General features: G+C 63.5%; 10 protein-coding genes. 3 read left to right on the forward strand and 7 right to left on the reverse strand.

What is annotated here, in order from left to right:
• Nucleotides 1-47 precede the first annotated feature (47 nt).
• Nucleotides 48-734: a metallophosphoesterase gene (locus tag C5L10_RS08020; RefSeq protein ID WP_046635529.1), complete on the forward strand. Its 687-nt coding sequence runs from the start codon at nucleotides 48-50 to the stop codon at nucleotides 732-734.
• A gap of 56 nt (nucleotides 735-790) precedes the next feature.
• On the opposite strand, the gene C5L10_RS08025 is transcribed toward C5L10_RS08020, so the two are convergent.
• From C5L10_RS08025 to C5L10_RS08055, 7 genes are all read right to left on the reverse strand, one after another.
• On the reverse strand, nucleotides 791-1,192 hold the full coding sequence (locus C5L10_RS08025; RefSeq protein ID WP_371411924.1) for a DUF4087 domain-containing protein: 402 nt from the start codon (nucleotides 1,190-1,192) through the stop codon (nucleotides 791-793).
• 21 nt (nucleotides 1,193-1,213) lie between these two features.
• Nucleotides 1,214-2,611, reverse strand: coding sequence for a dihydrolipoyl dehydrogenase (lpdA, locus tag C5L10_RS08030; protein WP_105429190.1), 1,398 nt, complete (start codon nucleotides 2,609-2,611; stop codon nucleotides 1,214-1,216).
• A 15-nt stretch (nucleotides 2,612-2,626) separates the two neighbouring features.
• A complete protein-coding gene (locus C5L10_RS08035; protein WP_105429191.1) occupies nucleotides 2,627-3,931 on the reverse strand; it encodes a dihydrolipoamide acetyltransferase family protein in 1,305 nt (434 codons plus the stop codon).
• Nucleotides 3,932-3,934: 3 nt separating this feature from the next.
• On the reverse strand, nucleotides 3,935-4,948 hold the full coding sequence (locus C5L10_RS08040; RefSeq protein ID WP_046635010.1) for an alpha-ketoacid dehydrogenase subunit beta: 1,014 nt from the start codon (nucleotides 4,946-4,948) through the stop codon (nucleotides 3,935-3,937).
• Between the two features lie 202 nt (nucleotides 4,949-5,150).
• Nucleotides 5,151-6,383, reverse strand: coding sequence for a 3-methyl-2-oxobutanoate dehydrogenase (2-methylpropanoyl-transferring) subunit alpha (locus C5L10_RS08045; protein WP_046610078.1), 1,233 nt, complete (start codon nucleotides 6,381-6,383; stop codon nucleotides 5,151-5,153).
• A 38-nt stretch (nucleotides 6,384-6,421) separates the two neighbouring features.
• Nucleotides 6,422-7,189 carry an SDR family NAD(P)-dependent oxidoreductase gene (locus C5L10_RS08050; RefSeq protein ID WP_105429192.1) on the reverse strand — a complete coding sequence of 256 codons (768 nt, stop codon included), beginning with the start codon at nucleotides 7,187-7,189 and terminating at the stop codon, nucleotides 6,422-6,424.
• A 10-nt stretch (nucleotides 7,190-7,199) separates the two neighbouring features.
• Nucleotides 7,200-8,330 carry an acyl-CoA dehydrogenase family protein gene (locus tag C5L10_RS08055; protein ID WP_105429193.1) on the reverse strand — a complete coding sequence of 377 codons (1,131 nt, stop codon included), beginning with the start codon at nucleotides 8,328-8,330 and terminating at the stop codon, nucleotides 7,200-7,202.
• Between the two features lie 186 nt (nucleotides 8,331-8,516).
• Between C5L10_RS08055 and treZ the strand changes: the two genes are divergently transcribed.
• Nucleotides 8,517-10,328, forward strand: coding sequence for a malto-oligosyltrehalose trehalohydrolase (gene treZ / locus C5L10_RS08060; RefSeq protein WP_245447948.1), 1,812 nt, complete (start codon nucleotides 8,517-8,519; stop codon nucleotides 10,326-10,328).
• Nucleotides 10,325-12,868: a malto-oligosyltrehalose synthase gene (gene treY, locus C5L10_RS08065; protein WP_105429195.1), complete on the forward strand. Its 2,544-nt coding sequence runs from the start codon at nucleotides 10,325-10,327 to the stop codon at nucleotides 12,866-12,868. Before treZ ends, treY begins: the two co-directional genes overlap by 4 nt.
• Nucleotides 12,869-13,166 lie beyond the last annotated feature (298 nt).

Below are 13,166 nucleotides of genomic sequence, written 5' to 3' on the forward strand. Positions count from 1 at the left end.
CCAAGGCACCCACGAAGAAGGCAAACGGCAAGCAGCGGATCGCCGCGATGGGCGACCTGCACATCAAGGAGCACGGTTCGGCGTCCTACAGGGAGCTGTTCAGCGAGATTTCGCAAACCGCCGATATCCTTGTCCTGACCGGTGATCTGACCGATCTCGGCAAACCGAAGGAGGCGGAAATACTGGCGGCCGACCTGCGCTCATGCTCGATCCCCATCGTGGGAGTACTCGGCAACCACGACTACGAATGCGGCTGCGTCGAGGAAGTGACCCATATTCTCAAGGAGGCCGGCATCAATCTGCTGGAAGGCCAGGCCGTCGAGATCAATGGCGTCGGTTTTGCGGGCGCCAAGGGTTTCGCAGGCGGTTTCGGCCGCCACATGCTCGGGTCCTTCGGCGAGCCGGCCATTAAGGCGATGGTCACCGAAAGCGTCGAGGAAACCATGCGGCTCGAAAACGCGCTGCGCCAGGTTCGCTCGGAGCGGGCCATGGTCATTCTGCACTACGCGCCGATCCGCGAGACCGTGATCGGCGAGCCGGAGGAGATCTACCCGTTTCTCGGCTCGTCGCGCCTTGCCGAAACCATCGACCGGTTTCCGGTCTCCGCCGTGGTCCACGGCCATGCTCACCGCGGCACTTACGAGGGCAAGACCCCGGGCGGTGCGCCGGTCTACAATGTCGCCTCGCATATCGAGAAGCCGACGGGCAAACCGTATGCGCTGCTCGAGCTTTAGGCCACAATCGCGACCAAACTCCTCTCGACAGGGTACCGGGCGGGAGGCCTAATTGTTCATCGAGGCTCGCTGAGTGCCGGATCGTGTCGGCATTTTGAAAGGGGCAGCTGGCGGGTGGAGTAAATCTGCCGGACGCTTCCGTCCTTGTCGGTCGAAACGTTCATGCAAAAGCAGGCGTAGCCATGGCTGTAGTTTATGGTCACATGCTCGCCCTCAGCCATGTCCTTGATCTTGTCCATGCCTTTGGCTTCGTAGCCGCCCTGAAGCATGATTAGCCATTCATTCTGGGCATCGATCAGCGTCCAGTTGCGGGGCGTCGGATTGACCAGCCAGCCGCAGCGCGTTTCGGCAAGCGCCGCCGCCGGCACAAGCCCGCACGAGAAGCATATCGCAAATAGTTTCTTCATCATCGCCACCCGTTCAACCCAGGAATACGCTGCGGTGATCCACGCGTCCACAGCGATTTGCTGCCGATATGTTCACATATGCAGCGCATGCCCCAGTGCCTTCATCGCCGCCTCCGCAAAAGCTTCGGACTGGGTCGGATGCGCATGGATCGTGCCAGCGATATCTTCCAGCCGCGCGCCCATTTCGACAGCCAGACCAAAAGCAGCGGACAACTCCGAAATCCCCGCTCCCACCCCTTGGATGCCGAGCACAAGGTGGTTGTCCGCCCGCGCCACGATGCGAACAAACCCTTCCTCTGCCGATAGCGTCATCGCCCGGCCATTGGCGGAAAACGGGAACTGGCCGACCTTGATCTCGCGGCCCTGCGCTTTCGCCTCGTCCGGCGACAGGCCCACGGAAACGATTTCCGGATCGGTGAAGCAGACGGCGGGGATGGCCCGCTTGTCCCAGGAACGGCGCTTGCCGGAGACGATCTCCGCCACCATCTCGCCCTGCGCCATCGCCCGATGCGCCAGCATCGGCTCGCCGGTGACGTCACCGACCGCATAGATGCCGCGCATCGAGGTGCGGCACTGCTCGTCGACCTTCAGGAATCGGCCGTCCATGTCGAGTTCCAGCTCCTCGCGGCCCCAGCCTTCGGTCACCGGCTTTCGTCCGACCGTGACGAGGATCTTGTCGGCAGCGATGCGTTTCTCCTCGCCGGAGCCGGTCTCTGCCAGCAGCGCCTCGCCGTTCGAAGACAGGCCCTTGACCTTGGTGCCGAGCAGAACCTCGACGCCCAAAGCCGCGAGCCGCTTGGCGACCGGCTGGGTGAGCTGCGTATCGTAGAGCGGCAGGATGCGGTCGAGCGCTTCGACGATCGTCACCTTCGCCCCGAGCTTGGCAAACGCGAGCCCAAGTTCGAGGCCGATATACCCGGCACCGACCACCGCCAGTCTCTCCGGCACCTCGGTCAGGGACAGTGCGCCGGTCGAGGAAACGACCTTGCCCCCGAACGGCAGCATCGGCAGTTCGACCGGCGCCGAACCGGTGGCGATGACGACGTTTTCGGCGCGGATCACCTGCTCGCCCGTTTCGGTTTCCACCGCGACGGTCTTGCCGTCCCGGAATTTCGCCCGGCCGACAACGATCTTGACGCCAGCTTTCTTCAGGAGACCGGCAACGCCCAGCGTCAGCCGGCCGGTAATGCCGTCCTTCCAGGCCATGGTTTTGGCAAGATCGATAACCGGGTTGTCGGTGCGGATGCCCATCGCATTTTTGCCCGCGGCCATCGCGACGGTCCTCGCAAAATCGTCGGCTGCGTGGATGATCGCCTTGGAGGGAATGCAGCCGATGTTGAGGCAGGTGCCGCCCGGTTTCGCCATTTCGACGATGACCGTCTCGATCCCCAACTGGCTGGCCCGGATGGCGCAGACGTAGCCTCCCGGACCGGCCCCGATGACGAGGAGCTTGCAGGTAATCTCTTTCATTGTTCTTCTTTCACCTCACTCCTCGACGAAGATAAGCGCCGGCGTTTCCATCAGCGCCTTCAGGCGCTGTACGAATGTCGCGGCATCCCAGCCGTCGATCACCCGGTGATCGAAGCTGGAGGACAGGTTCATCATCTTGCGCGGCACGAATTGCGCCCCGTCCCAATGCGGCCGGACGGCGAGCTTGTTGACGCCGATGATCGCCACTTCCGGATGATTGATGACCGGCGTCGAGACGATGCCGCCCATCGCGCCGAGCGAACTGATGGTGATCGTCGAGCCGGACAGTTCCTCGCGCAGCGCGGTACCGTTCTTGGCCGCATCGCTTAGGCGGGCCACTTCCCGGGCGCAGTCGAAGATGTCGCGCGCTTCGGCGTGTTTGACCACCGGCACGACGAGCCCCGACGGGGTCTGCGCCGCGATGCCGATATGCACGCCGCCATATTGACGGATGATGCCGGCCTCGTCATCGTAAAGCGCATTAATGCCCGGCTGTTCGCCGATCGCCTTCACCATCGCCCGCATCAGGAAGGGCAGGATGGTGAGTTTCGGCCGGCCGGGCTTCTGGGTGCCATTCATGCGGGTCCGCAGCTCTTCCAGCGCGGTCATGTCGACCTCCTCCACATAGGTGATGTGGGGAATGCGGGATTTCGACAGCGCCATCTTTTCGGCGATGCGGCGGCGAAGGCCGACGACCTTGACCTCATGAACCGCCTTGTTCGGCTGCAGCCCGGCAGCGACACCCCCGCCGCCTCCCTGGCTGTCGAGGAACAGATCCAGATCCTCATGGGTAATGCGGCCGGCCGGACCGGTGCCCGGCACCTGTCGGAGGTCGACGCCCGCATCCTTCGCCCGAAGACGGACGGCCGGCGGCGCCAGCGGCTTTTCTCCCTCGGCACGGGGGGCTCCGACATTCCTCGGAACAGATGAAGCCGCCGACCTCTGAGGAATAATCTCCGGAGCAGGCTTCGGCCTTTCCACTACCGGCTCGGACTGCTTCTGCGGTTCGACGGACAAAGCTTCGGGCTGGGAAAGCGGAAGCTCGATCTCCGGCTCTTCCTCGCCCTCGGCGCCCTCGCCCACGGTCCTGATCTTGAGGATGACGGTGCCGGTGGCGATCACGTCACCGATCTCGCCGTGCCGAAAGGTCACCTCGCCTTCCACGGGCGACGGGATCTCGACCGTCGCCTTGCCGGTCATCACGGCCGCGAGCACCATGTCCTCGCGGACCAGGTCGCCGACATTGACGTGCCATTCGACCAGTTCCGCTTCCGCGACGCCTTCGCCGACGTCGGGCAGCTTGATGAGTTTTTCCGCCATGTCTCAGGCCTCCATCATGTCGCGCAGCGCCCGGCCGACGCGGGCCGGGCCTGGGAAATAGTCCCATTCCTGCGCATGCGGATAAGGCGTATCCCAGCCGGCGACCCGGGTGACCGGGGCTTCGAGATTGTAGAAGCAATGCTCCTGCACCAGCGCCGCCAGTTCCGCGCCAAAGCCGGAGGTGAGCGTCGCCTCGTGCACCACCATGCAGCGGCCGGTTTTCTTCACCGAAGTGACGATCGTATCGAGGTCGAGCGGCATCAGGGTGCGCAGGTCGATCACCTCGGCGTCGATACCGGTCTCCTCGGCCGTCGCTTCCGCCACATGCACCATCGTGCCATAGGCGAGCACGGTCACCGCCGAACCCGGCCGCCGCACCACCGCCTTGCCGAGCGGCACGACATAGTGCTCGGCGGGCACCTCCCCCAGCGGATGACCGGCCCAGGACGTCACCGGCCGATCGTGATGACCGTCGAACGGGCCGTTATAGAGCCGCTTCGGTTCGAGGAAGATCACCGGATCCGGGTTTTCGATCGAGGCGATCAGCAGGCCCTTGGCATCATAAGGATTGGACGGCACCACCACCTGCAGCCCGCAGACATGCGTAAACAGCGCCTCCGGGCTCTGGCTGTGCGTCTGGCCGCCAAAGATGCCGCCGCCGGTTGGCATCCGCACGGTTATGCCGCAGGTGAAGTCGCCGTTGGAGCGATAGCGCAGCCGCGCAGCCTCCTGGGTCAGCTGGTCGTAGGCCGGATACATGTAATCGGCGAATTGGATCTCGACGCAGGGTTTCAGCCCGTAGGCCGCCATGCCGATCGCCACGCCGACGATGCCGGATTCGTTGATCGGCGCATCGAAACAGCGCGTCTTGCCGTATTTCTGCTGCAGGCCCTGGGTGCCACGGAAGACGCCGCCGAAATAACCGACATCCTCGCCGAACACGACCACATCGTCGTCGCGCTCCATGGAGACGTCCATCGCACTGCGGATCGCCTCGATCATCGTCATGCGCGGCATGAGCGGGCCTCCGCGGAGAGGTTGGCACAGAGATCGGAGGAAGCAAGACCCCTTCTGGCCTGCCGGCCATCTCCCCCACAAGGGGGGAGATGACTCGTGGTACTGCCCCGTTTTACACCAGGCGACAGCGAGACCGGGTTAGCCCCTCCCCCTTGTGGGGAGGGGTTGGGGAGGGGTCTTTCACGGTCAAGAACAACCATCATCACACCCCCGCCTGCTGCCGCTGCCGCTTCAGATGCGGCGGCATTTCAGCATAAACGCCTTCGAACATGTCCCGCATCGACGGCCGGCCACCGGAATGCAGCGTGCCGTGGCGCTCCGCCTCCTTCTGAGCGGCGACGACCGTGTCGCGGATTTCGGCTTCCATCTGCTTGTGCCGTTCCTCACTCCAGGTACCGATGCGGATCAGGTGGTTCTTCAGCCGGATGACCGGATCGCCGAGTGGCCAGGCTTCGGACTCTTCCTTGGGGCGATAGGCGGACGGATCGTCGGAGGTGGAATGCGCGCCGACGCGATAGGTGACGTATTCGACCAGCGTCGGGCCGATATTGCGCCGAGCGCGCTCCGCCGCCCATTTGGCGACCGCATGCACGGCGAGATAATCGTTGCCGTCGACGCGCAGCGACGGCAGGCCGTAACCGAGGCCGCGGGCGGCAAAGGTGCCCGAACCGCCGCGGGCGACGCCCTGGAAGGTGGAGATGGCCCACTGGTTGTTGACGACATTGAGGACGACAGGCGCCCGGTAAGTGGAGGCAAAGACCAGTGCCGAATGAAAATCCGACTCGGCGGTCGATCCGTCGCCGATCCAGGCAGCGGCAATCTTCGTGTCGTTCTTGATCGCGGATGCCATGGCCCAGCCGACGGCCTGCACATATTGCGTGGCGAGATTGCCCGAGATCGTGAAGAAGCCGAACTCCTTCGACGAATACATGATCGGCAGCTGCCGCCCCTTCAGGGGATCGGCATCATTGGAATAGATCTGGTTCATCATCTCGACCATCGGATAGCCGCCGGCAATCAGCAGGCCTGCTTGGCGATAAGTCGGAAAGTTCATGTCGCCCGGGAGAAGCGCCTTACGGAAGGCGCAGGAGACCGCCTCTTCGCCGAGATGCTGCATGTAAAAGGACGTCTTGCCCTGCCGCTGCGCCATCAGCATGCGGCTGTCGAACACGCGCAGCAGCATCATGTGCTTCAGCCCCTCCATCAGTTCCTCGGGCGTCAGCGAGCCGGCCCAGGGACCGACTGCCTCGCCCTCGCGGTCGAGCACCCGAATGATCGAATAGGCGAGGTCGCGGATCTCCTTCGGGTCGACATCCACCTCCGGCCGCCGCACCGAACCAGCTTTCGGGATCGGCACATTGGAGAAATCCGGCTTGCCGCCCGGCCGCACTTCCGGCTCCGGCACATGCAGGCTCAGTCTCTGTCCATCCGTCATTCGTTTCTCCTCCCAAAGAACCGGTCAAAATCAGTCGTTCAACGCGGCGCCATCCTGAGCGCTCCGTCGAGGCGGATCACTTCACCGTTCAGCATCGGGTTTTCGATAATGTCGCGTACCAGCCGGGCGAATTCCGCCGGACGTCCGAGCCGCGGCGGAAACGGCACCGATTTGCCGAGCGAGGCACGCACCTCGTCGGAAAATCCGGCCATCATCGGCGTCTCGAAAATGCCGGGCGCGATTGTCATCATCCTCATGCCGTCACGGGCAAGCTCGCGGGCGATCGGCAGCGTCATGCCGGCCACCGCCGCCTTCGACGCCGAATAGGCGGCCTGGCCGATCTGCCCGTCATAGGCGGCAACCGAGGCGGTGGCGACAAGCACGCCGCGCTCGCCCTCCTCGTTCGGCTCACCCCTGGCGATCGCCTGCGCCGCCAGCCGGATCACGTTGAACGTGCCGATCGTGTTGATCTCCAGCGCGCGGGCAAAGCTTTGGAGCGCATGGACACCTTCTCTGCCGAGCACCTTTTCCGACAGCGCGATGCCGGCGCAGCAGACGGCGCCGCGGATCGGTCCGTTGGTGGCCTCCGCCTTGGCGACCGCATTCTCGACCGCCTCGCCACTGCGGACATCGGTCTTCACGAAGATCGTGCCCTTGCCGAGTTCCTCGGCTTTTACCCGGCCGCTAGTCTCATCGAGGTCGAGCAAAGCCACGTAACCGCCAGCTTCGACAAGCATTTTAGCGGTCGCGAGCCCAAGGCCGGAAGCGGCACCGGTCACCAGAAAATTTCCGCCTTCGATCCGCATCCCGTCCTCCTCAGTTCGCCAAGCCGCGAGCGATAATGATCTTCTGGATGTCGGACGTACCCTCGTAGATCTGGCAGACGCGGACATCGCGGTAGATGCGCTCGACAGGGAAATCGGAAATGTAGCCGTAGCCGCCGAGCGTCTGGATCGCCGCCGAGCAGACCTTCTCCGCCATTTCGGAGGCAAACAGTTTCGCCATGCAGGCCTCGTCCAGGCAGGGCTCGCCGCGATCCTTCAGCCGCGCCGCATGCAGCACAAGCTGCCGGGCCGCTTCGATCTGGGTTTTCGCATCCGCCAGCCGGAAGGCGACCGCCTGGTGGTCGAGCAGCAGCTTCCCGAAGGTCTTGCGTTCCTTGGCATAGGTCAGCGCCACGTCGAACGCCGCCTGCGCCATGCCGACGCACTGCGCGGCGATGCCGATCCGGCCCGCCTCCAGCCCCGACAGCGCGATCTTCAAACCGGCGCCTTCCGCCCCGATCCGCTGGCTTTCCGGAATGCGCAGGTTGTCGAACATCAGCGCCGCGGTATCCGATGCCTTCTGCCCGAGCTTGTCCTCGATCTTGGAGATCGAAAATCCGGGCACATCCGTCGAGGTGACGAAGGCGGAGATGCCGCGTTTTCCGGCGCTCGGATCGGTGACCGCAAAGATGATCACCGTGCCGGCGATCTTGCCGGACGTGATGAACATCTTCGAGCCGTTGACGACATAGTCGCTGCCGTCCCTCACGGCGCGGGTGCGGATTGCCGCAGCGTCCGAACCGGTATCGGCCTCGGTCAGCGCGAAAGCGCCGATATGACGGCCTTCGGCGAGCGGCCTGAGAAACCGTTCCTTCTGGTCGTCGGAAGCGTGCATGTCGAGGAGGGAACACACCGGGGAATTGTGGACGCTGACCAGCGTCGAGACCGAGCCGTCGCCGGCGGCGATCTCCATCAGCGCGCAGGCATATGCAACATAGGAACAGCCGACGCCGCCCCATTCCTCCGCCGTTCGCATGCCGAGAAACCCGAGCTCACCGAGTTGTTTCAGAACTTCCGGCTCGATCGCGTGCGACTTGTCGCGAGCAGCAGAGCCAGGCTTCAGCACCTCCCGGGAAAACTCCGCGGCAGTCGAGCGGATAAGCTCTTCTTCCTCAGTCAGCATGCACTGATCTCCTCCCCGAAACCGTCTGCATGAGTGCTAAACTAGGACCGAACCGGGCCGGCGACTACTCCTTTGAACTTGTTATTTGTTACCTCGACGCGCAATTTTATTGCGCCTATGCCCCACAATGGAACTCGAAGCCTCTTCGACCGTTTGCCGGTCTCTCTCAACCAGGGGCTGGTCAGCATGCCGGACTTGAATGCCGCCACCGAGTTTCGCGCGTTTCCAAAGACATGGGGAGCCGAATATGTCGCCGCCGGCGAGGTGCGGTTCCGGCTCTGGGCGCCCGGCCAGGAGACCGTGACGCTGAGGCTGGACGGCGAAGATACCGAGATGAGCCGCAGCGACGACGGCTGGTTCGAGCTGCTCGCCACCGGCATCACCCCCGGCGCCGAATATGCCTATGTCCTCGCCGATGGCATGGTCGTGCCCGACCCCGCCTCGCGCGGCCAGAAGGACAGCGTCAACGGCCCGTCGCTGGTGATCGACCCGACCAGCTACACTTGGCAGCATCCGGAATGGCAGGGCCGGCCCTGGGAAGAAACGGTCGTCTACGAAATCCATATCGGCACGTTTACGGAAGAAGGCACTTTCCGCGCCGCGATCGCCAAGTTCCCCCATCTGGCAGACCTCGGCATCACCATGATCGAGGTCATGCCCGTCGCCCATTTCGGCGGGAACCGCGGCTGGGGTTATGACGGCGTGCTCCTCTATGCGCCTCATGCCGCCTACGGTCCGCCTGAGGATTTCAAGGCCTTCATCGATGCCGCCCATGGTCACGGGCTGACGGTGGTTCTCGATATCGTGCTCAACCATTTCGGCCCGGAGGGCAATTATCTGCCGCTTCTGGCACCCGCCTTCTTCCACAAGGAGAACATGACGCCCTGGGGCGCCGCGATCGCCTATGACGTCGAGCCGGTGCGGCGCTACATCACCGAATGCGCACTCTACTGGCTGGAGGAATTCCATCTCGACGGATTGCGTTTCGACGCCATCGACCAGATCAACGACCCGTCCGACAGACACGTGCTGATCGAGATCGCCGAGCGCATCCGCGCCGAAATCCCCGAGCGCGCCATCCACCTGACCACCGAGGACAGCCGCAACGTCACCTTCCTGCATCCCCGCGACGAGGACGGCAAGACGCCCCTCTTCACCGCCGAATGGAACGACGACCTCCACAATGCCGCCCATGTGCTGGCGACCGGCGAGACGCATGCCTATTACAAGGACTTCGCCAAGGAACCGGAAAAGCTGGTGGCGCGGGTGCTGGCGGAAGGTTTCGCCTATCAGGGCGAAGTCTCGCCGCAGACCGGTAAAAAGCGCGGCGTGTCCAGCCTCGATCAGCCGCCGGCGGCCTTCGTGGATTTCATCCAGAACCACGACCAGGTCGGCAACCGCGCCCAGGGCGAGAGGCTGATCGAGCTTGCCGGCCCCGACAAGGTGAAGGCGCTGCTCGCCATGCTTCTCCTCTCGCCGCATATCCCGCTCCTCTTCATGGGCGAAGAATATGGCGAGACCAATCCCTTCCTGTTTTTCACCGATTTCCATGGCGATCTTGCCAAGGCTGTGCGGGACGGACGCCGCAAGGAGTTCGAAGGCCATGCCGGCCACGAGGGAGAGACCGTCCCCGATCCGAATGCCAGGAAGACGTTCGATGTCTCCAGGCTCGATTGGAAGAGGCTGGAATCGGCGGACGGCAAGGACTGGCTGGAATTTACCAGGACGTTATCGAAGCTGCGGCGGGACATCGTGATCCCCCTGCTCGGCTCCGCAGGCGGTCGCTCCGGCAAGGTGCTGAAGACGGACAAGGGGTTCCTCGCGGTCTCCTGGGCCTTCCCGAAAGGCACGCTCTCAATGGCGCTCAACCTCGGTGAAAAGGTGCAGGCACTGCCGGACATGCCCGGCACGGTGATCTTTGCGTGGCCGGAACAGGAGAAGGACCTGCCCCCCAACTCCGTGCTCGTCCGTTTCGAAGCGGTCGGAGACGCCGCATGATGATCCCGACCGCCACCTACCGTATCCAGTTCCGCAACGGCATGACCTTCGATCGCGTAAGCGAACTGGTGCCCTATCTGAAGCGGCTCGGCATCAGCCACCTCTACGCCTCGCCCATCTTCACCGCCACGACCGGCTCCACCCACGGCTACGACGTGACCGACGCCAATGAGATCGACCCCGCGATCGGCGGCCGCGACGGTTTCGAACGCATGGTGAAGGCGTTGAAGGCCGAGGGCCTCGGCCTGATCCTCGACATCGTCCCGAACCACATGGCCGCGTCGCTAGAAAACCATTGGTGGCGCGATGTCGTCGAAAACGGCGAGAACAGCCGGTATGCCGGCCATTTCGATATCGACTGGAAGAGGCGCCTGACGCTGCCCTTCCTCGGCGATACGTTCGAGAAGGTGCTGGAAGCCGGGGAGATTTCCCTCAAGGCCGATCCGGAAACCGGCAAACCGGCCTTCGCCTATTACGACACGTTTTATCCGCTGACTCCGGCGAGTTACGCCGGCCGCGAGACGGAAGTGCTGAAGGTCACCGATCGCGCCGCGATTGCCAGACTGCACGACCAGCAGCCCTACCGGCTGATGTCCTGGCGGGATGCACCCCGCGACCTCTCCTATCGCCGCTTCTTCGAGATTACCGGGCTTGCCGGCGTGCGGGTGGAGGATGGCACCGTATTCGACGACACGCACCGGCTGATCCTCGAACTCGTCCGTGACGGCAAGGTGGACGGCCTGCGCGTCGATCACGTCGACGGCCTCGCCGACCCGAAGAGCTATCTCGAACGCCTGCGGCAGGAGGCCGGGCCGGATTGCTACATCACCGTCGAAAAGATCCTCGGAGAAGGCGAACAGATCCCGGCAGACTGGCCGATCTCCGGCACGACCGGCTATGAGTTCATCGCAGCCGTCAGCGACGCCCTGGTCGACGGCCGCAAGCTGGACGAACTGCGCAGCGCCTATGAAAGGTTGACCGGCCAACCGGTCGACATGGAAGCCGAATTGCGCGCCGCAAAGCTCCTGATGGCCGAGAACAATTTCGCCGGCGAGGTTTCGGCACTGCTGAATATCGCCATGCAGATCCAGCCTACTGAGGACCGGGAATCCGCTCTGTCGGAAGCAGCCGTGAAGTCGGCGCTGCGGGAACTGCTCGTCGCCTTCCCGGTCTATCGCACCTATGGCACCCGGCAGGGCATTCCGCCGGAGGGCCGGGAGATGCTGGCGAAGGTTCTCGACAAGGTGCGCAACGGCCCAAACCCGCCGGAGCATGCGGCGCTCGCCTTCCTCGAACGTATCCTGGTCGGCGATGTCGAGCAGGCGGCAGCCAGCCAGGCATCGATCTTCCGTACCCGGTTCCAGCAGCTCACCGGCCCGCTGATGGCGAAATCCGTGGAAGATACACTGTTCTTCCGCCAGCATATGGCGCTGGCGCTGAACGAGGTCGGTGCCGAGCCCCTGCCCCGCAGCTTCTCGCTCGATCGCTTCCATGCGGAAATGCAGACGCGGCTGGAAAGGCAGCCCGACGCCCTATCTGGCACCTCGACCCACGATACCAAGCGCGGCGAGGATGCCCGCGCCCGACTTTATGCGATCACCGAGGCCCCGGAGCTCTGGGCCGAAGCCGTGGGTCGCTGGCGCAGGCTCAACAGCCAAGCCGTCGGCGCACTGGATGACGGCCGCGCGCCGGAACCTGCGGTCGAATGGATGCTCTACCAGGCGCTCGCCGGCGCTTGGCCGAACGATCTCCACACCGAAGACGCGGCAGGCCTCAAGGCGCTGGAGACACGTTTCCTCGGCTATGTCGACAAGGCACTGCGCGAGGCGAAGCTGCGGACCAACTGGGGCGATCCAAATGAGACCTACGAGAAGGCGGTCCAAGAGTACGCCCGCACGCTTCTGTTACCCAGCAACCAGGCCTTCCTGACCGACTTCACCGATACCTTGCGCCCCTTCATCCGAGCAGGCCTGGTGAACGGCATCACCCAGACGATCATCAAGCTGACGGCGCCCGGCGTACCCGATATCTACCAGGGCAGCGAAGGCCTCGATCTCAGCCTCGTCGATCCGGACAACCGCCGCGAGCCGGATTTCGACAGGCTCCAGCAGCGCCTGACGGAGAAGGAAAAGCTTGCCTCCACCGAGGAGGACGAATGGCAGAACGGCCGGCTGAAACAGCATGTCATCGCTACCCTGCTGCGCGTTCGCCAGGAGGCGCCGACCCTGTTTCGCCGGGGGGAATATCTGTCTCTCGGAGCGTCGGGCAAGCGCGCCGACAACGTCATCGCCTTCGCCCGCGCCGACATGGACGATGCTTTCATCGTCATCGCCCCGCGGCTGGTGTTCAGTGCGCTGCATGCGGGCCTTGCTCCGTCCGGGTCCGAACGTTGGGCGGAAACGGAGATAATTCTGCCCGAAAGGCTGGGACACCGCCGCTATCGCGATGTCTGCACCGGCAAGGTCGTCGATCCCAAGGATCGCATCGCCGTCAACTGGGCGTTTGGCGACCACCCCTTCGCGCTTCTGCTGGCGGAATAGTGCCGCTACGTCAAAAGAGCATCACAAGGAAAAGGCGCCGATCCTAAAACGGACTGCGCCTTTTCGATATCCTTCAGCTTTGCTTCTCACCGATCAGCCTATGCCGATGAAGGACAGGACGGCGAGAACGATAACGACGGCTCCAACGAGCCATACGATGCTGTTCATGACTGTCTCCTTTTCAGTTCGCTACAGGTGGAAGCAAGGCTTCCGTTTTGATTCCATTTAATAAATCAAGCAAACCCAACAAGATTCAGAACGGCGATGACGATGACGACCGCGCCGACTAACCAAACGA

Source organism: Neorhizobium sp. T6_25 (assembly GCF_002968555.1).
Taxonomy (GTDB): domain Bacteria; phylum Pseudomonadota; class Alphaproteobacteria; order Rhizobiales; family Rhizobiaceae; genus Neorhizobium.

What these genes read in the sequence shown, in the direction of transcription:
- C5L10_RS08020 (WP_046635529.1), top strand. Translation starts at nt 48, where the DNA reads ATGGGCGACCTGCACATCAAGGAGCACGGTTCGGCGTCCTACAGGGAG.
- lpdA (WP_105429190.1), bottom strand. Translation starts at nt 2,611, where the DNA reads ATGAAAGAGATTACCTGCAAGCTCCTCGTCATCGGGGCCGGTCCGGGA.
- C5L10_RS08035 (WP_105429191.1), bottom strand. Translation starts at nt 3,931, where the DNA reads ATGGCGGAAAAACTCATCAAGCTGCCCGACGTCGGCGAAGGCGTCGCG.
- C5L10_RS08040 (WP_046635010.1), bottom strand. Translation starts at nt 4,948, where the DNA reads ATGCCGCGCATGACGATGATCGAGGCGATCCGCAGTGCGATGGACGTC.
- C5L10_RS08045 (WP_046610078.1), bottom strand. Translation starts at nt 6,383, where the DNA reads ATGACGGATGGACAGAGACTGAGCCTGCATGTGCCGGAGCCGGAAGTG.
- C5L10_RS08050 (WP_105429192.1), bottom strand. Translation starts at nt 7,189, where the DNA reads ATGCGGATCGAAGGCGGAAATTTTCTGGTGACCGGTGCCGCTTCCGGC.
- C5L10_RS08055 (WP_105429193.1), bottom strand. Translation starts at nt 8,330, where the DNA reads ATGCTGACTGAGGAAGAAGAGCTTATCCGCTCGACTGCCGCGGAGTTT.
- treZ (WP_245447948.1), top strand. Translation starts at nt 8,517, where the DNA reads ATGCCGGACTTGAATGCCGCCACCGAGTTTCGCGCGTTTCCAAAGACA.
- treY (WP_105429195.1), top strand. Translation starts at nt 10,325, where the DNA reads ATGATGATCCCGACCGCCACCTACCGTATCCAGTTCCGCAACGGCATG.